Below are 18,091 nucleotides of genomic sequence, written 5' to 3'. Positions count from 1 at the left end.
GGAGGACATCGTGACCGCTTACGCCATCGGCAACCTGTGCCCGCCGGCCCGCGTCGAGGACATCGACGAGCGGGTCCTGGTCTACATGGAGCGCATCCAGTCCACGCTCGACCCCTTCGGCGGCCGCTTCCTCGTGCACAACGCCACACTCGACGTCCGCGAGGGGCAGTGGACCAAGGCTCTGGTGATCATCGAGTTCCCGGGTATGGACGAGGCCCGCGGGTGGTACGACTCCGCCGCCTACCAGGAGCTCCTGCCCTTCCGTACGGACCACATGGCCGGGGACGTGGTGCTGGTGGAGGGGGTGGCGCCGGGCTACGACGCCGCGCACACGGCGGCGGCGATGCGTGCCATGCAGCAGGGATAGCCCTGCTGTGCCGGTTGGCTGCGCCGAACCCATGGGGCCGCGAGGCCGTCTCCGCCGGTCGAGAGCAGGGCGGCCCACGCCAGGCGGCCGCCGCCCGGCCGCGTGCGTCCTATGCCCCGGGGGCCTGGGCCTCAACGGGGGCTGCTTCTGGGGGAGTTGGCGCGGCGTAGGGGCGCGGGGTGGTCGGGGGTCGGTGCAGGGCGTGCAGGCACAGGCCGCCGATGATGAGTGCGAGGCCCGCCCAGCCGGCCGGGGCCGGGGTCGCGACGCCTGTCACCAGGGCCTCGCCCGCCAGCGTGAAGGGCACCTCGGCGGCCTGCGTCGCCTCCACCGCACCCAGCGCGGCCGGGCGGTCCCGTACGAGATCCGTGGCGCGGAAGAACAGGGTGGTCGCCACCACCCCCGACACCAGGGCCACGATCAGGCACTGGACGACCTGGTCGCGCCCCGGCGCCCCCACGCGCAGGCCCGCCGCACCGGCGAGGACCACCCACAACGGCATTGAGCCGACCGTCATCGCGAGCGTGCGTTGCACCCCGTCGAGCCCGTCGCGGCCGAGCAGCCTGCGGTTGCCGAGCGGGTACGCGACGGCCGCGACCAGTACCGGCACGACGACCCGCGCGAGTGTCCCCGCGTCCAGGCCGTGCGCGTTCTGCGTCTGGGCGAGGGCGACCCCGGCGACGATGAGCAGCGAGACCGCGAGCGTGCGCCGCGGCACCCGTCCGCCGATCAGGATCCCCGCGACGATCACCAACTGCCAGGTCGCCGCGAGCAGCCAGCCCGCGCCGGCCCGGCTCGCCCAGGTCAGCGGCGCGTAGAACAGGCCGAACCCGACGGTCGACCAGCCGAGCCAGGACCAGGGCCGGGCCCGCAGGCCCCGTACCACCCCGGGCAGCCCGCCGCGCATCCACACGAGCAGCACGAGCGGCGGCAGCATGAACAGATAGCGCAGGCTCGCGCTCCACAGCCAGGAGCCGCCCGCCACGCTCATCTCGCGATTGAGTACGAAGCTGGTCGCGAAACAGCCGGCGGCGACGACGCCGAGCGCCATGGGCACGCCGGTCCCTCGCCCAGTGCGCATCGGTCCGCCCTCGCTGATCGCCGTTCCCGGACAACTAAAATGTTAGTTGTGACCCTACCGCCGCCCGACCCCGCCCCCCGCCGCCTCCTGCGTGACGTCGCGTACGAGGCACTGCTGTCGTCGATCGTCTCGGGCGAGTACGCCCCGGGCGCGAAACTGAGCGACGGCGAACTCGCCGCCCGCCTCGGCCTCTCGCGCGCACCGGTCCGCGACGCCCTCGCCCGGCTGACCGCGGAACGCCTCGTCGTGTCCAAACCGCAGAGCTATACGAGGGTGGCCCCCTTGGTCGCCGAGGAGATCCGGGGTGCGCTGGCGGTGGTCCGCGCGATGCACACCCTGGCGGTACGGGAGGCGCTGCCGCGCCTGAGGGAGAGCCACCTGCACGACATGCGCGCGGCGAACGCCGTATTCGTGCGGGCGGTGGAGGCGGGCGACATCGCCTCGGCGATCAGCGCGGACGACGCCTTTCACGCCGTACCGGTGTCGGCGAGCGGCAACCGGCCCCTGTCCGACACGGTCGCCCGCTACACCCCGCTGCTGCGCCGCCTGGAACACCAGCGCTTCTCCAGCGAGGCCGCCCGCGCCTCGGCGGCCCGCCACGAAGAGCTGATCACGGCGTGCGAGGCGCGTGACGCGGAGCGGGCGGCGAAGATCGCGTACGAGATCTGGGCGGAACTGGAATGACGGGCTGGCGGCCGGGACGTGGGCTTCGCTGACGCGCCTGGTTTCGGGTGGGGGCGGTGCTGGATCCGAGAGGTCGCGGGCGCGCGTCCACGTCAGCGGCCCGGCACGCCCGTCGGGGCATAGACCCGCTCGTCCGGCAGCAGGGCTCGTGCGGCGTCGAGTTGGCCCTCCCGTACGAGCGTGTGGACGTGGTGTGCGAGCGGGGTGACGTCGCGGATGCCGACGATCCACTCGTCCGCGTACCGCCGCACCGCCTCCCCGGCAAGCCCGAGCTGCAACGACCGGTACGGCAGGGCCCGAAGGTGCAGATCCCGCTCGGGATCCCACTGCACCCGGGCGGGTGCTTGCTTCAACTCCCGCTTCCAGTTGGCCACTTCGCCGTGTACCTCGGGTACGTGGTGCGAGAGGCAGGCGTGGCCGAGCGCCCAGTCGAAGCCGTCGCGCCGGATCTCGACGGCGAGCACGCTCTGCTGCCCGTCCTTCGTGCCCCACCCCGAGCGGTACATCATCCACAGGAAGGACGGCTTTACCCAGGTCATCCGCTCCCGCTTCCACCCCGCGGGAAACCGCCCGTCCCGGGCGGCGGGCAGTCCGAGCTCCGGTGCGTACGCCTGGTAGACGGTGATCGTCGTCTCGCTGTGCAGGGCACGGATCTGCTGACGGGGCGGGGTGGGGTCTGTGCGGTCTTCCATGGGGGAAGAGTGGCGTGGCCGAACGGGGCGTGGCCAGCGAATATCGGGCTACCGCCGTTGGGGGGTGCCCGGCGTACTCGGACACCGTGCTGTCCGGTTGCCGGGCGCGGACCCGGGGCCGGGGCCGTGCCGACGTGCCGCCCGCCCCGAGCCGGAGTCAGTGGCGTCGCCGCCGGGCGGGGTGGGGGTGGTGCCGGATTTCCACATCGGCATCCGTGACCGCGGAGAAGTCCCCCCGGTCCCGCGCGGCCCGGCGCCGCACGACCATCTCCGCGCACACCGCGCACCCTTTCGCGGGCTGTGGCGAGGCATGCGGCAGCGCCAGTTGCACCGGGTCACCCATCGTCGTCCTCGGATCGCTCACGCCTGCCGCCTCTCGGGCCGAATCGCTGTCGCAGGCAATTGACCCCCGCGCCCGCCCGCGACCGGGCCCCGCGGGACTGCCCGGCGCGGAACATCACCCCTCTACGCGCCCTCACGTACTCCAGGAAGCGGACGGCCGACCGGCGCGGGCCACATGTACACGAACCGGTTCGCGTCGCGATCGAAGCAGACGCCGAGAGCGGGTGCGGGTACGCCGAATTCCTCCTGGGCCCACTGGACGACCGCCGCGGCGAGGCCCTCCGGCTGGTAGTCGCACTCCGAACAGCACGCGGTGGACCGTCACCACAGTGCGGCCCCCGGCGGGCAGGACCGCTTCGATCTCGTCCCCGATCAGGGCAAACCCCCGGCGGAGCCAGCCGATCTCGTCCGGCGTCAGTCGCAGCCCGGAGCGGTCCCCGGGCGGCCGGTGGAGGACGGGTGCCGTGTCGAGCCACGTCCTTTCGCCGACCCGCACGCTGCCGGGCACAGGCGCCGTCATTGGTGTCGGCCCCGCCGTGAGGTCGATGGCGATGCCCCAGGTGGGGCCGCGCAGCCGGTACGAGGTTGTGCGCACCGGAGCCCTATGCCCCGGCCACCCCCACCGGGTAGGAGACCCCCGTCCCTACGAGGGTGTAGCAATGTGACCCATGACGAACTCCACGGGCACGAAGGGTACGAGGCGAGCGGCGATCACTGACCATAAAGCGAACGGCATGTCCGGCGGAGGTTCCATCCATCCACGGGCGGGAGAAGCGTGCGCCCAGTGGTGGGCGCCGTTGCTGGTTGTGTAAGTGGGATTGCCCTTACTGGTCAGGACGGTTGGCTTCTCTCCGCGTTTCCACGCGCGGTAATAGTCGTGTTTGTCATCCTCGAAGCCGTGGCCGGACGGGCGCGTGTACTTCCAGCTTCGGCGCTCCCAGTCGGCAGGTTTCTCGCCCAGCTGGCGGAGCGGTGGGTCCCAGCCTGGCAAGAGGTGCCACTGTGAGTTCTCGGCCATATGCATACCGCAGGGCTTGCCAGGCCGTGCTGTACGGCTTGTCTCCGGATTGGTTGCGGGGAGCGAGCTGATCACGGCTTGGCGGTTGCTCGGCCAGGTCAGTCGTCGGCGGGAGCGATCCCCGTCGGGCAGGACGCCCCCCAGTTCGTCTCGAACGGGTCACCCAGCTTGACCCCCGTCCCCCCGATTCCGCAGTACCCCGCCGGATTCTTGTCCAGATACTGCTGGTGATAAGGCTCCGCGGCATAGAACGGGCGCCCCTGTGCAGGCAGCAGCTCGGTCGTGATCGTGCCGTGGCCCGAGGCGGTCAGTACCTTCTGGTAGGCCTCGCGGGAGGACTGGGCCGTGGCGGCCTGGGCCGGGGAGTGGGTGTAGATCGCCGAGCGGTACTGGGTGCCCACGTCGTTGCCCTGGCGGAAGCCCTGCGTCGGGTCGTGGTTCTCCCAGAACACCTTCAGGAGCTGCTCGTACGAGACGAGTGCCGGGTCGTACACCACCCGGACCGCCTCGGTGTGCCCGGTCAGACCCGAGCAGACCTCCTCGTACGCGGGGTTCACCGTGCTCCCGCCCTGGTAGCCGACCAGCGTCGTCCACACCCCCGGGGTCTGCCAGAACTTGCGCTCGGCTCCCCAGAAGCAGCCCATCCCGAAGTCCGCGACCTCAAGCCCCTCGGGGTACGGGCCGACCAGCGGGTTGCCCAGCACGGTGTGCCGGGAGGGGACGGTGAACTCGGGCTCCGGGCGGCCTTTGAGGGCCTGCTCGGGGGTGGGCAGCTCGGGCGTGCGGCGGCCGAAGATCATCGGGGGCTCCTCGGAAAGTGTGGATGCCTAGGGGAACGTACGGACGGCCCCGGAGATTCCGGCCACCCGTCGCCGTCGGGGGCCAGGCCTCCTGCGCCACGGCCACCCACAAGCGGCGGCGCGGCCCCGGGGCCGCAGAAATCTCTCCCCCGGCCCCCGGCGCGCCCAGCCATCACCCCCCGCCCCCGCCCCTACGGCCGCCGCAGCGTCGCCGGGCTTCCGCCGTTCGCCTCGTAGCCCGCCACCGCCAGGGCCCGGCACAGTGCGTAGCTTTCCGCCGGGTCTTCGCAGACTGTCCATGGGACGGCCCCCACATAGCCGTCCAGGGCCACGAACTGGTCCATCGATTCCGCCCAGCGTTCGGCGCGTACCAGGAACAGGGCGAGCAGGTGGCGGACGTGGGGCAGGACCGGGTCGTCGGGGCGGGCCTGGTGGGCGGCGTGCAGGGCGCCCTCCATGGCGCGGCTGACCACCGCCGTGCGGTAGAAGTCGCTCACGATGACGACTTCGGGGAGGTGCTCGTACACCGCGAACAGGGGGAGCGCGGCGAGCAGCGAGCCGTGCGGCGCGCGCGCCGCGGACGCCGTCGCGAACTCGTCGGCCTGCTGCCGCGAGCCGTGCCACTTCTCGCAGTGGTAGTGCAGGGCCGCGAGGTGCGCCCCCATGTGGTGCGGGGCGCGGTCCATGACCTTGGCCCACAACTGGTCGAACTCCGGGCGGGGATAGCCGAGTCCGCGGGCGACGGCCAGTTCGATGATGTACGGGACCGGGTCGCCCGGGGCGAGCAGCGCGGCCTCGCCACAGACCGTGCGGGCCTCCTCCAGGATGATGCGGAAGTCCTCCCGGTGCGCGGACGAGGACCGCCAGGCCTGCTGCACCAGGAACTCCGCGTGGACCTGCGCGGCCCCCGCGTCCTTCGGAGCCTGTGAGCGCCAGGTACGCAGCCACGCCCCGCCGACGCCGGGACGCTGGGCGAGTTCGAGGGAGGCCGCGCCCGCGAAGGCCTGCACGCGCTGCCAGCGCCGCTCGCCCTCCTTGGGCGTCTCGGCGAGGAGGCGCGCGGCCGGCTTCCAGTCCTGCGTCGTCTGCACCACCGCGAGCACGTCGAGGAGATCCTGGTCGGGGCCGGGCAGGCGGACGTCCAGCTCCTCCTGGCGTACGAAGTCGTAGGCCGCCGGGTCCGCGGCGTCCGGCTCACCGGGCCGGGCCAGCTGGATGCCGCCGCGGCGGCGGAACGCGAGCCGGCTCACGATCGCGACGAGCAGACACAGCGCGAACAGGGTCCACAGAATCTCCATGACCACCAGCGAACCAGACCGCGCCCGGATATGACGAACCCGGAGTTGCGACGAACTAGGCTCTGGGGGCATGAGCCACAAGCACGCAGACGACGCGGTCAAGAACTTCGAGACCATCGCGATCCATGCCGGGAACACCGCGGATCCGCTGACCGGTGCGGTCGTCCCCCCGATCTACCAGGTCTCCACCTACAAGCAGGACGGCGTCGGCGGTCTGCGCGGCGGCTACGAGTACAGCCGCAGCGCCAACCCGACCCGGACCGCCCTCGAAGAGAACCTGGCGGCGCTGGAAGGCGGCCGGCGCGGCCTCGCCTTCGCCTCCGGTCTCGCCGCTGAGGACTGCCTGCTGCGTACGCTGCTCGCGCCCGGCGACCACGTGGTGATCCCGAACGACGCCTACGGCGGCACCTTCCGCCTGTTCGCGAAGGTCGTCTCGCGCTGGGGCGTCGAGTGGTCGGTCGCCGACACCTCCGACCCGGCATCGGTACGGGCCGCCGTCACCGACCGTACGAAGGTCATCTGGGTCGAGACGCCCTCCAACCCGCTGCTCGGCATCACCGACATCGCGGCGGTGGCCCAGGTCGCCTCCGACGCCGGTGCCCGGCTCGTCGTCGACAACACCTTCGCCAGCCCCTACCTCCAGCAGCCGCTCTCGCTCGGCGCGGACATCGTGGTCCACTCGCTCACGAAGTACATGGGCGGGCACTCCGACGTCGTGGGCGGCGCGCTCGTCACCAACTCGGCCGAGATCGGCGAGGAGTTGGCGTACCACCAGAACGCGATGGGCGCCGTCGCCGGGCCCTTCGACTCGTGGCTGGTGCTGCGCGGCATCAAGACGCTGCCGGTGCGCATGGACCGCCACAGCGAGAACGCGGGCAAGGTCGCCGAGATGCTGACCCGGCACGCCAAGGTCACCCAGGTCCTGTACCCGGGACTGCCCGAGCACCCGGGCCACGACGTCGCCGCCAAGCAGATGCGCGCCTTCGGCGGCATGGTCTCCTTCCGCGTCGAGGGCGGCGAGCAGGCGGCGGTCGAGGTCTGCAACCGTACGAAGCTGTTCACGCTCGGCGAGTCCCTCGGCGGTGTCGAGTCGCTGATCGAGCACCCGGGCCGTATGACGCACGCCAGCGTCGCGGGCTCCGCCCTTGAGGTGCCGGCGGACCTGGTGCGGGTCTCGGTGGGCATCGAGAACGCGGACGACCTGCTCGCCGACCTCCAGCAGGCGCTGGGCTAGGCCCACACCGGACCTCAGCCCTCAGCCCCGCAGCCCTTCGACGGGTGGCGTCACCGTGGAAGGCGGCACCACCCAGGGCCGGGCCATCGAGGCCCAGACCAGGAAGGCGATCGCCGCCGCCGCGAGCAGCAGCCACAGCGCGCGCCGCACGACGCGGCGGCGGTGCAGCATCCGCAGCCCCAACTCAACTGCCCTGGCGGCGAGTTCGGCGGGTACGACGGGATGGGCGCCGGCTTCCAGGAGGCGGCGGACCTCGGCGGCCTTGCGGTCGTAGGTGTTCACGGGGCGCCCTCCCGTTCGCCGGGCCCGCCCGTGGGGGCCGCCCCCGGGGCCCGGACCGCGGGAGGGGTGCTGCGCATCGTGGCGATCGCCCGGGTGTAGATCGCGCGCACCCGGTCGGCCGGGAGGCCGACGAGGGCGGCCGTCTGCTCCTCGGCGACCCCCTCGTACAGGCGCAGTACGAGGATGAGCCGTTCCTGCGGGGTCAGCCGGGCCAACAGCCCCCGGGGGCGGGCTCCCGGCCGGTGGTATCGCCAGGCCGCGCGGGCGAAACGGGCGGCGAGTTCCTGGCGGGTGCGGTCGTAGGGGTCCTCACCGTGCGGCCGGGGCCAGCGGGCGTACGTCTCGGCCAGGGCGGCGGTCAGCAGGTGTTGGGCGCGCGGGTTGGCGTCGGGGTGTTCGGCGGTCAGCAGGGTGGCGGCGTGCAGCAGCCGGCCGCCCGCGCCCGCCACGAATGTCTCGAACTCCCGGGTGCGGCGGCGGTGTTGGGTGGAGCGCCGCTCGCGCATGAGCCTCATATGAGGGCAGGCGCGAGCCCCGGGTCAAGAGGTCGGCGCGGACGGCTCCTGGGCCGCCGCCTGCCGGCTCGCAAGGGCGCCGTTGAAGCGCGTCAGCAGGGAGCAGAACGACTCGCGCTCCTGCTCCGTCCAGCCGTCGGTGACCTGCGCCATCAGCTCGCGCCGCGAGGAGCGGACCTCTTCGAGGCGGGCCTGGCCGCGCGGCGTCAGCTGGAGCACGACGGCCCGCCCGTCCTCGGGATGCGAGGTGCGCCGGACCAGGCCGGTGTCGACGAGGGGCGCGACCTGGCGGGTCACGGTCGAGGAGTCGATCCCCATGCCCGCGGCGAGCGCCTTGACGCCCATCGGGCCTTCCAGGTCCAGCCGGTTGAGGAGCAGGTACGCGGCCCGGTCCATCGAGTTGCGGACCTGGCCGACGCCGCCGAGACGGGTCTGTTCGGCACGGCGCGCGAACACGGCCACCTGGTGCTGGAGGGCATCGAGGAGACCGGGGTCAAGCGGGGGAGTCATGTCCTGAACTGGGGGCATGGCCGGGGCTCTCTCGTGCGGGTGTCGGTGTGGTGGGGGAAAGAGTACGCGGCTCGGGGGCCATACGTACCGGCGGTGCACAAACCTGTGAACGAGTACCCGGTGCCTCGGGATCCCAACGGCCGCAAGGGGCGTGAGCTGCGAGACTGGAGGTCATGAGCTTCAGTACGTCTGGCCCCTTGCACCACCTCATCCTCGATGACATCCGCGGCGCGCAGAAGATGTTGTCGGGGGTGGCCCGCACCACCGCCATGGAAGGCTCCCGCCACCTGTCGTCGCTGGTGGGCTCCCCGGTCCACCTCAAGTGCGAGAACCTCCAGCGCACCGGTTCCTTCAAATTGCGCGGCGCCTACGTGCGGATCTCCGGGCTGCGTCCCGAGGAGCGGGCGGCCGGGGTGGTCGCCGCGAGCGCGGGCAACCACGCGCAGGGCGTGGCCCTGGCCTCTTCGCTGCTCGGCGTGCACTCGACGGTGTTCATGCCGATCGGAGCTCCGCTGCCGAAGGTCGCCGCGACCCGGCAGTACGGCGCGGAGGTGATTCTGCACGGCACGGTCGTCGACGAGACGATGGCCGCCGCCGAGGCGTACGCGCGCGAGACCGGCGCGGTGTTCATCCACCCCTTCGACCACCCGGACATCATCGCGGGGCAGGGCACGGTGGGCCTGGAGATCCTGGAGCAGTGCCCGGAGGTGCGCACCATCGTGGTGGGCCTCGGCGGGGGCGGGCTCGCGGCCGGGATCGCGGTCGCGGTGAAGGCGCTGCGGCCGGACGTCAGGATCGTCGGGGTGCAGGCGGCGGCCGCCGCCGCGTATCCGCCCTCGCTGGCCGCCGGGCATCCGGTCGCGATCGAAACGGCTGCGACGATGGCCGACGGCATCAAGGTGGGGCGGCCCGGTGACATCACGTTCGCACTGGTCAGCGAGCTGGTCGATGAAGTGCGTACGGTTTCGGAGGACGCCCTGTCCAGTGCGCTGCTGCTCTGCCTTGAGCGGGCCAAGCTGGTGGTGGAGCCGGCCGGGGCGAGCCCGGTGGCGGCGATCCTGACCGAGCCCGAGGCGTTCGGTGGGCCGGTGGTCGCGGTGCTGTCGGGCGGCAACGTGGACCCGCTCCTGATGCAGCGCATCCTGCGGCACGGCATGTCGGCGGCGGGCCGCTATCTGTCGCTGCGGCTTCGTCTGACCGACCGCCCCGGGGTGCTGGCCTCACTGCTCGGGGAATTGTCAGTGCTGGATGCCAATGTTCTCGATGTGAGCCACGTACGGACCGATCCGCGGCTCGGACTCACCGAGGTGGAAGTGGAGTTGCACCTGGAGACGAAGGGCCCGGAGCACTGTGCGGAGGTCGCGTCGGCGCTGCGGGAGGCGGGCTACACCGTCCTGGGCTGAGCCGTGTGCCGCGCGTCGGGCGGCGGCGGGGACCTCCCGGGGATCTGGGGGAAGGCCGTGCGAAATACGGCTGACAGGACGCGATGTATCGCGTTACGGTGTGGCTGCGTACAACGACTGACCGGGTGCCAGTGCCCGGAAAACCTAGGATTTGTCCAGGAAGTCACACCCAAAACTGGGGGTACTCAACATGCCAGGCGCCATCTACGCCGAAGGCCTGGTGAAGACGTTCGGCGATGTCACGGCTCTGGACGGCGTGGACCTTGATGTCCCTGAGGGCACGGTCCTCGGCCTGCTCGGCCCCAACGGCGCCGGCAAGACCACCACCGTGCGCGTCCTGACCACCCTGCTGCAACCCGATCGCGGCAAGGCGGTCGTCGCGGGCATCGACGTCCTCAAGCATCCCAACGAAGTCCGCCGCTCCATCGGGCTGTCCGGGCAGTTCGCGGCCGTCGACGAATACCTCACCGGCCGCGAGAACCTCCAAATGGTCGGCAGGCTCTACCAGATGAACGGCAAGGCCGCGAAGGCGCGGGCGGGCGAACTGCTGGACCGCTTCAACCTGGCGGACGCCGCGGACCGGCCCGCCAAGACCTACTCCGGCGGCATGCGCCGCCGTCTCGACCTCGCGGCCGCCCTCGTGGTCTCGCCGCCCGTCATGTTCATGGACGAGCCGACCACCGGCCTCGACCCGCGCAACCGGCAGCAACTGTGGGAAGTCATACAGGAGTTGGTGGCCGGCGGCACCACCCTGCTGCTCACCACCCAGTATCTGGAAGAGGCCGACCGCCTCGCCCACGACATCTGCGTCGTGGACCACGGAAAGGTCATCGCCCGCGGCAGCTCCGACCAGCTCAAGGCCCGTACCGGCGGCGAGCGCGTCGAAGTCGTCGTCCACCAGGGCGACCAGATCACCCCGGCACGTGAGGTGCTCGCGGGCTTCGGCAAGGGCGTGGTGAAGGTCGAGGAGCACACCCGCCGGCTCACCGTGCCGGTCACCGGCGGCGCCAAACTGCTCGCCGAGGTCATCCGCGAACTCGACACCAGGGGCGTCGAGATCGACGACATCGGCCTGCGCCGCCCGACGCTGGACGACGTCTTCATCTCGCTGACCGGCCACGCGGCCGAGGATGCCAAGGAAGAGGACGAGGGCGCCGACACCCACGACAAGAAGTCCCGGGGCCGCAAGGAGGCCGTCAAGTGAGCGCCATCACCGACACCGTGCCCGCGCCGCGCGCCGACGGCATCGGCGGATCCGTCCGGGACTCGCTCGTGGTCGCCCAGCGGAACCTGATCCGCATGAAGCGGATTCCCGAGATCGTCCTGTTCGGCCTGATCCAGCCGATCATGTTCGTGGTGCTGTTCACCTATGTCTTCGGCGGTTCCATCCAGGTCGGGGGCTCGCTCTCCCAGCAGAGCTACCGCGAGTTCCTGATGGCCGGCATCTTCGCGCAGACCGTCACCTTCGCGACCGCCGGAGCCGGCGCCGGCATCGCCGACGACATGCACAAGGGCCTCATCGACCGCTTCCGCTCGCTGCCCATGGCCCGCGGCGCGGTCCTGACCGGACGCACCCTGGCCGACCTGGCGCAGACCGCCGTGACCCTGGTGGTCCTGGCCGGGGTCGCCCTGCTGATCGGCTGGCGCACCCACAACGGCATCCCGAAGGCGCTCGGCGCGTTCGCGCTGCTGCTCCTGCTCGGGTACGCGTTCTCGTGGATCGGCGCCCTGATCGGTCTCACCGTGCGCACCCCCGAGGCGGCCACCTCCGGTGGGCTCATCTGGCTGTTCCCGCTGACGTTCATCTCCAACGCCTTCGTGGACTCCAACAACCTGCCGACCTTCTTCCGGCACATCGCGGAGTGGAACCCGTTCAGCACCACGGTCCAGGCGGCCAGGGAGCTGTTCGGCAACCTGCCGCCCGGTTTCAAGACCCCGGACGCCTGGCCCATGCAGCACGCGGTCCTCGCTTCCGTGCTGTGGTCGGTGCTGATCCTGCTGGTCTTCCGCACCCTCGCGGTCCGCAAGTACCGGCGGGCAGGCGGCTGATGCCCTGACTCCAGGGGCTCGGGCCACCGCCCGACCCCGTACGGGCACGACGAAGCCCCCGGTCGCTCGAAGGCGGCCGGGGGCCTGGTCGTAGGTGGGGCGGGCGTCAGCCGGTGAAGGGGACGGCCGCGAGGATCTTCACCGATGCCTTCTTGCCGTTGGGCAGCTCGTACTCGGCGTCCTCGCCGACCTTCTTGCCGTTCACGCCCGAGCCGAGCGGCGACTGCGGCGAGTAGGTCTCGATCTCCGTCGAGGCGTACTCCCGCGAGGCCATCAGGAACTCCAGGGTGTCGTCCTCGTCGCCGTCGAAGGCGATCGTGACGAGCATGCCGGGGGCCACCACGCCGTCCGCGGCGGGGGCCTCGCCGACCTTGGCGTGTTCCAGGAGCTGGGTCAGCTGGCGCACCCGGAGCTCCATCTTGCCCTGCTCCTCCTTGGCCGCGTGGTACCCGCCGTTCTCCCGGAGGTCACCCTCCTCACGGGCCGCCGCGATCTTTACGGCGATCTCCGTGCGCGCGGGACCAGACAGGTACTCCAGCTCGGCCTTGAGCTGGTTGTACGCCTCCTGGGTCAGCCAGGTGACGTTGTCGCTGGTCTGGGTCACAGGTGCTCCTCGTCGGTACTGGGAATACAAAGCATCGCCCTACCCACAAGCATGTGCCTTGTCGGGTGGGCGAAACCACGAGCCTAACAATTCCCGTGCCCCAGGGGGAGGACATAAACCGCTAGAACTGCATCAACGCAGGTCAGCAGGGGCGAGTCGTCAACCTTGATCAGTAACTTGAGCAGTACGGGGCCCGATGCGGGCTCAATCGGACTGGCAGCTGACCAGGTCTGCGGCGGTCGCGCGCGAGGTCGTGGTGATCGTGACCACCTTGTCGACCTGCTTGACCGGCTCGTCGAACCGGAAGTCCGCGCGGCCCACGTCGTCACCGCTGGTCCGCTGGGCGCGCAGGGTGCAGGTGCCCTTGGCGTCCTTGTCCTTCACGACTTCCAGGTGCACCTCGACCGAGGTGTCCGAGACCACCTTGAACTTGATCACCTGCGCGGAGAGCGACCGGCCGCCCACGTAGTCGTAACCGATCCAGCCGACAACGCCGAGCAGGACGGCTCCGAGCACCGCGCCGACGATCTTCAGCTTGCGGTCCGCGCGCTCGTCCGCCGAGCGGCCGTAGCGCCCCTGGGGGAGCTGCTCGCGGGCAGCGGCCATGATCGTCCTCCTGCTGGTGGGGCCCCGGAATTTTCCGTCCCCCGATTCGGTCACTATAGAAGCCGCACTTTGCGCCGATCACAGAGGGCGCCGAATTCACTTACTGAGTCACTGAGGATCGAGTCTTGACTGAGCAGCTGCGACTGATGGCCGTCCACGCGCACCCCGACGACGAGTCGAGCAAGGGCGCGGCCACCATGGCGAAGTATGTGTCCGAGGGGGTGGACGTGCTGGTCGTGACCTGCACGGGAGGCGAGCGAGGCTCCATCCTCAACCCCAAGCTCCAGGGCGACAAGTACATCGAGGAGCACATCCACGAGGTCCGCAAGAGGGAGATGGACGAGGCCCGCGAGATCCTCGGCGTCAGCCAGGAGTGGCTCGGCTTCATCGATTCCGGACTGCCCGAGGGCGACCCGCTGCCACCGCTGCCCGAGGGCTGCTTCGCGCTGGAGGACGTGGACGTCGCCGCCGGCCGCCTGGTGCGCTCCATCCGTACGTTCCGCCCGCAGGTCATCACGACCTACGACGAGAACGGCGGCTACCCGCACCCCGACCACATCATGACCCACAAGATCTCGATGGTCGCCTTCGACGGCGCTGGCGACGCGGAAAAGTTCCCCGAGGACGAGTTCGGACCCGTCTACCAGCCGCGGAAGCTCTACTACAACCAGGGCTTCAACAAGCCGCGCACCGTCGCCCTGCACGAGGCGCTGCTCGCCCGCGGCATGGATTCCCCCTACGGCGAGTGGTTGCAGCGCTGGAAGGAGTTCGAGCGCGCCGAACGCACGCTGACCACGCACGTTCCGTGCGCGGAGTTCTTCGAGATCCGCGACAAGGCGCTCATCGCGCACGCCACGCAGATCGACCCCGACGGCGGCTGGTTCCGGGTGCCGCTCGACCTCCAGAAGGAGGTCTGGCCGACCGAGGAGTACGAGCTCGCGAAGTCGCTCGTGGACACTTCCCTCCCCGAGGACGACCTCTTCGCGGGCGTACGCGACAATGCCTGATATGAGCGCAAGCCTGGCAATGACGCACTTGGTCCCGCTGGCCCAAGAACTCGACAACGACAAGGTGACGCCCGGCGTCCTCGGCTTCATCGTCTTCGCGGCCCTGGCCCTGGGCGTGTGGATGCTGATGAAGTCGATGAACCGCCACATGGGCAAGGTCGACTTCGAGGAGACCCCGGAGCCCGACGCGGCCGCCGCCTCCGGACCGGCCAAGGGCGCACCCAAGAGCGTCTAGCCGAGCGGGGTGCCCGGGGGGGCGCCCGCGCCCCCCCCGGGCACCGCTTCACATGCCCGAGGGGCTGTTCTTCGGCGTACCCACCGGCACCCCCATGACCTCCCGCGCGTTCCGGTCCGGGACCATGCCGAGGTGCCAGGCCTGCCAGCCCGCCTCCAGGGAGATGCCGCGCTCCAGCATCAGGGCGAAGGCCTCGGCGCAGTCCTCCAGCTTGCTGTCGCGGAATTCGTGGCGGGCCCGCAGCAGCTGCGCCAGCTCCTCCTGCGCGACCGCCGTGCCGACGTCGACCCCGCCCGCGCCCGCGTACGGCAGCAGCGTGCAGCGCAGGAAGCGCGACCAGTCGCCGCCCCGCCGGTCGTCGTACGAGGCGAACAGCGCTGTCGCCTCGTCGCACAGCGCCAGGGCCGGCCCCGGACGGTTGTTGCCCGCGTCGATCAGCGCCAGCTCCAGACACGTCCAGGCCTCGCCGTGTGCCACCTGGATGCGGTGGAAGTCGGCTCGGGCGTCCACCAGGAGCTGGCGGGCGAAGCCGGAGTTGCGCAGGTTGCCGGTCTGGGCGGCGCGCTGGTCGCGGGTGACCCGGCCCGAGTGGTGGCGGGCGCAGGCGAGCCCGTACACGTCGCGCATCCGCGAGAACATCGTGCGGGCCCGCTCCAGCTCACGCACCGCCTGATCGCGGTCGCCGCGCTCCTCAAGGGCCTGGCCCAGGTAGTACAACGTCCACGCCTCCCCGCGCGCGTCCTCCTGCTCGCGCTGGCGCGACAGCGCCTGGCGCAGCTGGTCGACCGCGGCGGCGGGATCCCCGTCGACCAGCCGGGCGCGGGCCAGCTGCGTCAGCGCCCACGCCTCGCCCCGGCCGTCGCGGGTGCGCCCGTACATGTCGAGCGCGGTACGCAGCTCCTCCTCCGCGCGCGGCACATCGCCCATCCGCAGACACAGCTGGCCGAGCTGGAAGTGCGTCCACGCCTCGCCGTGCAGGGACTCGTTCTCGCGGTGCAGTTCGAGCGCGCCGGCCAGCAGGCTCAGCGCCTCCGACAGGTTGGCCCGGTCGCGCTCCACCGCCGCCAGCGCGTGCAGCGACCAGGCACGGTCGCCGGACAGCTCCTCGTCCGCCTGGAGGCCGATCGCCTCGCGCAGCTTGACCGCCGCCTCCGCGAGGTTGCCCTGGTGGTGCAGCGTGATGCCCAGCGAGCACAGCGCGAGCGCCGCGCCCGCGTCGTGCTGGGCCTCGCGGTACAGGTTGACCACAGAGGACAGCGTGGTGCGCGCGGTGTCCAGCTCGCCGAGCTGGCGGGCCGCGATGCCGGTACGCCACTGCACCGAGCGGACCAGCAGCCCCTGGTCGACGGCCTGCGTCAACTCGCTGATCTCGCCCAGGCGGTAGAGGTCGCCGCGCAGCAGGCAGTAGTCGCACAGCGCGCCCAGCAGGCTGAGCACGGCCTCCTGGTCGACGCCCTCCGCCTGGCGCAGGGCCGCCGTGATGAAGCTCGACTCGTCGTCCAGCCAGCGCAGCGCCGCGTCCAGCGAGGCGAAACCGTGCCCGCCGAAGTGGCCCGCGCGCGTCGACATCTTGCCGTCGACCATCCGCCCCACCGCGTCCGCGAGCTCCGCGTAGTTGCGGATCAGCCGCTCCTGCGCGGCCACCCGCTCGGCCGGCTCCTCCTCGTCCGCGAGGCGGGCCTGCGCGAAGGACCGTACGACGTCGTGCAGCCGGTAGCGGCTGCCGCGCACATGGTCGATCAGCCCGGCCGCGGCCAGCGCGGCGAGCTGGCGCTGGGCCTCCTGCTCGTCCGCCGCGAGCAGCGCCGCCGCGGCGGCCGCGCCGAGGGAGGCCCGGCCCGCGAGCGCCAGCCTGCGCAGCAGCCGCCGGGCGGGCTCGGACTGGTCGGTGTAGCGCAGCCACAGGGCCCGCTCGGCGGGCGCCACCGGACCGTACGCCCCGAGGTCCGCGGCCAGCGCCCGCGCCGAACGCGGCCCGAGCGAAGAGCCCGCGATCCGCAGCGCCAGCGGGAGCCCGCCGCACAACTGCCTTACCAGCTCGGTCGATTCGGCGTCGTAGGGACCCGCGTCCTTCTCCTCGGCGGCCTCCCGCAGCAACTCCTCCGCGCCCGCCGCCTCCAGCGGCTCGACGGCCAGCTGGTGCACCCACGCCGGGAAGTCGGCCGGCAGGTCGAGGGGCTTGGATGAGGTGACGAGCACCAGGCCTTCCGAGCGCTCCGGCACCAACGTGCACACCTGCTCGGCATTCTCGGCGTCATCCAGGACGACGGTGACCGCGAGGCCCGTCAGATGCTGGTGGTAGAGCTCGGCGAGGCGGCGCACCTGCTGCTCGGGCGAGGACCTCTCCCGGAACAGCAGCTGCTCGCGCGGCGCGCCGAGCCGGTTCAGCAGGTGAAGCAGCGCCTCACGCGTCGACAGCGGGCCCTCGCCCGACAGGCTTCCGCCGCGCATGTCGACCAGGCAGGCCCCGCGGAACTGGTCGCGCAGCGTGTGCGCGGCCCGCAGCGCGAGGGTGCTGCGGCCGGAGCCCGGCGTGCCGTGCAGCACCACCACCGTCGGGCGGGTCTCCGTCGAGGCGCGGGCCGCCTGCACCCACTGGCCGATCCGCGCCAGTTCCGCGCGGCGGCCCGCGAACGGGCCCTGTGGGTCGGGGAGATGGCCGAACGACTGCTCAAGCACCGACCTGCGGCGGGCCGCCGCGCTCTTGTCCGTGCCGCGCAACTGTGTCGGCACCTTCTTCTGTGCCGGCTTGGCGATCACCGCCCGCTGCTGGTCCAGGAACGGCCGCAGGCCCCGTACCTCAAGCGCGGTCAGCCACTGCAACCGCAACTGCTCAAGTCCGCCCGGCTGGCCGAGTGCCCCGGCCCGCCGGTGCGCGGCCGGCACGTGCGAGGCGGTCACCCTGGCGACCGTCGCCGCGGCCCCGGCCACCGCGACGGCCGCCCCCGCGCCGACCGCGCCACCCGCCCCGACGCCGAGCGCGACATCGAGTGCGACCGCGACCGCCGCTCCAACTCCGCTGGCCAGTAAGCCCGTTGACCCGCCCTCACGCTTGAACCGCTCCCCGAAGGAAAGCTGCCCGGTGGCTGCTTCGTCCAGCGCGTGGGTGTAGGCCGCGTACTCCTCCCCGGCGCTCTGCGCCAGCGAGTCGAGCGCCGCCCGCCCCCGCGAGAGCAGCACGCTCCCGTCGGATCGCCCGCCGGAGCGACGCACCTCTTCCTCCACGGCCCGAACCAACAGCCGCTCGGCCTCGGCCCGATGGCTGTCCCGCATGTGCGTCCCCCTCCGAGAGCTGGTCACTCCTTGCGACTCCAAGTGTCCTGCGTGACGCCCGTCGGCGCGAGGGAGTCCGCGGATCATCTCC

General features: G+C 71.6%; 19 protein-coding genes. 8 read left to right on the top strand and 11 right to left on the bottom strand.

The genetic code is table 11. The features are described from left to right. Positions 1–10: 10 nt before the first annotated feature. A complete protein-coding gene (locus OG522_RS14315; protein ID WP_329463371.1) occupies positions 11–367 on the top strand; it encodes a DUF1330 domain-containing protein in 357 nt (118 codons plus the stop codon). Between the two features lie 109 nt (positions 368–476). Here OG522_RS14315 and OG522_RS14310 read toward each other — a convergent pair whose 3' ends face one another. Next, a complete protein-coding gene (locus tag OG522_RS14310) occupies positions 477–1,448 on the bottom strand; it encodes a DMT family transporter (RefSeq protein WP_329463370.1) in 972 nt (323 codons plus the stop codon). Between the two features lie 48 nt (positions 1,449–1,496). Between OG522_RS14310 and OG522_RS14305 the strand changes: the two genes are divergently transcribed. After that, entirely contained in the window at positions 1,497–2,132 is a 636-nt protein-coding gene (locus OG522_RS14305; protein WP_329463369.1) for a GntR family transcriptional regulator, read from the top strand. 92 nt (positions 2,133–2,224) lie between these two features. Here the strand turns inward: OG522_RS14305 and OG522_RS14300 are convergent, their stop codons facing one another. The 4 genes from OG522_RS14300 to OG522_RS14285 form a co-directional block, all read right to left on the bottom strand. Continuing rightward, a complete protein-coding gene (locus OG522_RS14300) occupies positions 2,225–2,824 on the bottom strand; it encodes a DUF4291 domain-containing protein (protein WP_329463368.1) in 600 nt (199 codons plus the stop codon). 157 nt (positions 2,825–2,981) lie between these two features. Next, positions 2,982–3,188 (bottom strand): hypothetical protein, encoded by a 207-nt coding sequence (locus OG522_RS14295; protein WP_329463367.1) that lies wholly within the window; start codon positions 3,186–3,188, stop codon positions 2,982–2,984. A 1,094-nt stretch (positions 3,189–4,282) separates the two neighbouring features. Further along, positions 4,283–4,984: a peptide-methionine (S)-S-oxide reductase MsrA gene (gene msrA / locus OG522_RS14290; RefSeq protein ID WP_329463366.1), complete on the bottom strand. Its 702-nt coding sequence runs from the start codon at positions 4,982–4,984 to the stop codon at positions 4,283–4,285. A 191-nt stretch (positions 4,985–5,175) separates the two neighbouring features. Then, positions 5,176–6,282 carry a hypothetical protein gene (locus OG522_RS14285; protein WP_329463365.1) on the bottom strand — a complete coding sequence of 369 codons (1,107 nt, stop codon included), beginning with the start codon at positions 6,280–6,282 and terminating at the stop codon, positions 5,176–5,178. 70 nt (positions 6,283–6,352) lie between these two features. On the opposite strand from OG522_RS14285, the gene OG522_RS14280 reads away from it, so the two are divergent. Next, positions 6,353–7,516 carry a cystathionine gamma-synthase gene (locus OG522_RS14280; protein ID WP_329463364.1) on the top strand — a complete coding sequence of 388 codons (1,164 nt, stop codon included), beginning with the start codon at positions 6,353–6,355 and terminating at the stop codon, positions 7,514–7,516. Positions 7,517–7,537: 21 nt separating this feature from the next. Here the strand turns inward: OG522_RS14280 and OG522_RS14275 are convergent, their stop codons facing one another. From OG522_RS14275 to OG522_RS14265, 3 genes are read right to left on the bottom strand one after another with little or no spacing between them, the layout of a single operon-like run. After that, positions 7,538–7,798 carry a hypothetical protein gene (locus OG522_RS14275; RefSeq protein WP_329463363.1) on the bottom strand — a complete coding sequence of 87 codons (261 nt, stop codon included), beginning with the start codon at positions 7,796–7,798 and terminating at the stop codon, positions 7,538–7,540. Then, positions 7,795–8,304 (bottom strand): sigma factor-like helix-turn-helix DNA-binding protein, encoded by a 510-nt coding sequence (locus tag OG522_RS14270; protein WP_329463362.1) that lies wholly within the window; start codon positions 8,302–8,304, stop codon positions 7,795–7,797. The genes OG522_RS14275 and OG522_RS14270 overlap by 4 nt, the downstream gene beginning before the upstream one ends. A 33-nt stretch (positions 8,305–8,337) precedes the next feature. Continuing rightward, complete coding sequence (locus tag OG522_RS14265; protein ID WP_329463361.1) at positions 8,338–8,841, bottom strand: MarR family winged helix-turn-helix transcriptional regulator; 504 nt, start codon at positions 8,839–8,841, stop codon at positions 8,338–8,340. 155 nt (positions 8,842–8,996) lie between these two features. Here OG522_RS14265 and ilvA point away from each other — a divergent pair, with 155 nt between their 5' ends. The 3 genes from ilvA (at position 8,997) to OG522_RS14250 (ending at position 12,275) form a co-directional block, all read left to right on the top strand. Further along, positions 8,997–10,226: a threonine ammonia-lyase gene (ilvA, locus tag OG522_RS14260; RefSeq protein WP_329463360.1), complete on the top strand. Its 1,230-nt coding sequence runs from the start codon at positions 8,997–8,999 to the stop codon at positions 10,224–10,226. A gap of 190 nt (positions 10,227–10,416) precedes the next feature. Beyond that, positions 10,417–11,430 (top strand): ATP-binding cassette domain-containing protein, encoded by a 1,014-nt coding sequence (locus tag OG522_RS14255; RefSeq protein ID WP_329463359.1) that lies wholly within the window; start codon positions 10,417–10,419, stop codon positions 11,428–11,430. Then, positions 11,427–12,275, top strand: coding sequence for an ABC transporter permease (locus tag OG522_RS14250; RefSeq protein ID WP_329463358.1), 849 nt, complete (start codon positions 11,427–11,429; stop codon positions 12,273–12,275). Before OG522_RS14255 ends, OG522_RS14250 begins: the two co-directional genes overlap by 4 nt. Positions 12,276–12,381: 106 nt before the next feature. On the opposite strand, the gene greA is transcribed toward OG522_RS14250, so the two are convergent. Then, positions 12,382–12,879, bottom strand: a complete 498-nt coding sequence (gene greA, locus OG522_RS14245) for a transcription elongation factor GreA (protein WP_329463357.1) — start codon at positions 12,877–12,879, stop codon at positions 12,382–12,384. A gap of 204 nt (positions 12,880–13,083) precedes the next feature. Continuing rightward, positions 13,084–13,485, bottom strand: coding sequence for a DUF4307 domain-containing protein (locus tag OG522_RS14240; RefSeq protein WP_329463356.1), 402 nt, complete (start codon positions 13,483–13,485; stop codon positions 13,084–13,086). 125 nt (positions 13,486–13,610) lie between these two features. On the opposite strand from OG522_RS14240, the gene mca reads away from it, so the two are divergent. Both mca and OG522_RS14230 read left to right on the top strand, forming a co-directional pair. Next, complete coding sequence (gene mca / locus OG522_RS14235; RefSeq protein ID WP_329463355.1) at positions 13,611–14,492, top strand: mycothiol conjugate amidase Mca; 882 nt, start codon at positions 13,611–13,613, stop codon at positions 14,490–14,492. After that, positions 14,485–14,727 carry a hypothetical protein gene (locus OG522_RS14230; protein ID WP_382807502.1) on the top strand — a complete coding sequence of 81 codons (243 nt, stop codon included), beginning with the start codon at positions 14,485–14,487 and terminating at the stop codon, positions 14,725–14,727. The genes mca and OG522_RS14230 overlap by 8 nt, the downstream gene beginning before the upstream one ends. Positions 14,728–14,775: 48 nt before the next feature. On the opposite strand, the gene OG522_RS14225 is transcribed toward OG522_RS14230, so the two are convergent. Next, positions 14,776–18,000, bottom strand: coding sequence for a tetratricopeptide repeat protein (locus OG522_RS14225; protein WP_329463353.1), 3,225 nt, complete (start codon positions 17,998–18,000; stop codon positions 14,776–14,778). Positions 18,001–18,091: the final 91 nt, after the last annotated feature.

Source organism: Streptomyces sp. NBC_01431 (assembly GCF_036231355.1).
Classification (GTDB): Bacteria; Actinomycetota; Actinomycetes; order Streptomycetales; family Streptomycetaceae; genus Streptomyces.
The sequence above is the reverse complement of the archived record's forward strand: the minus strand, read 5'-3'. Positions and strand labels throughout refer to the sequence as shown.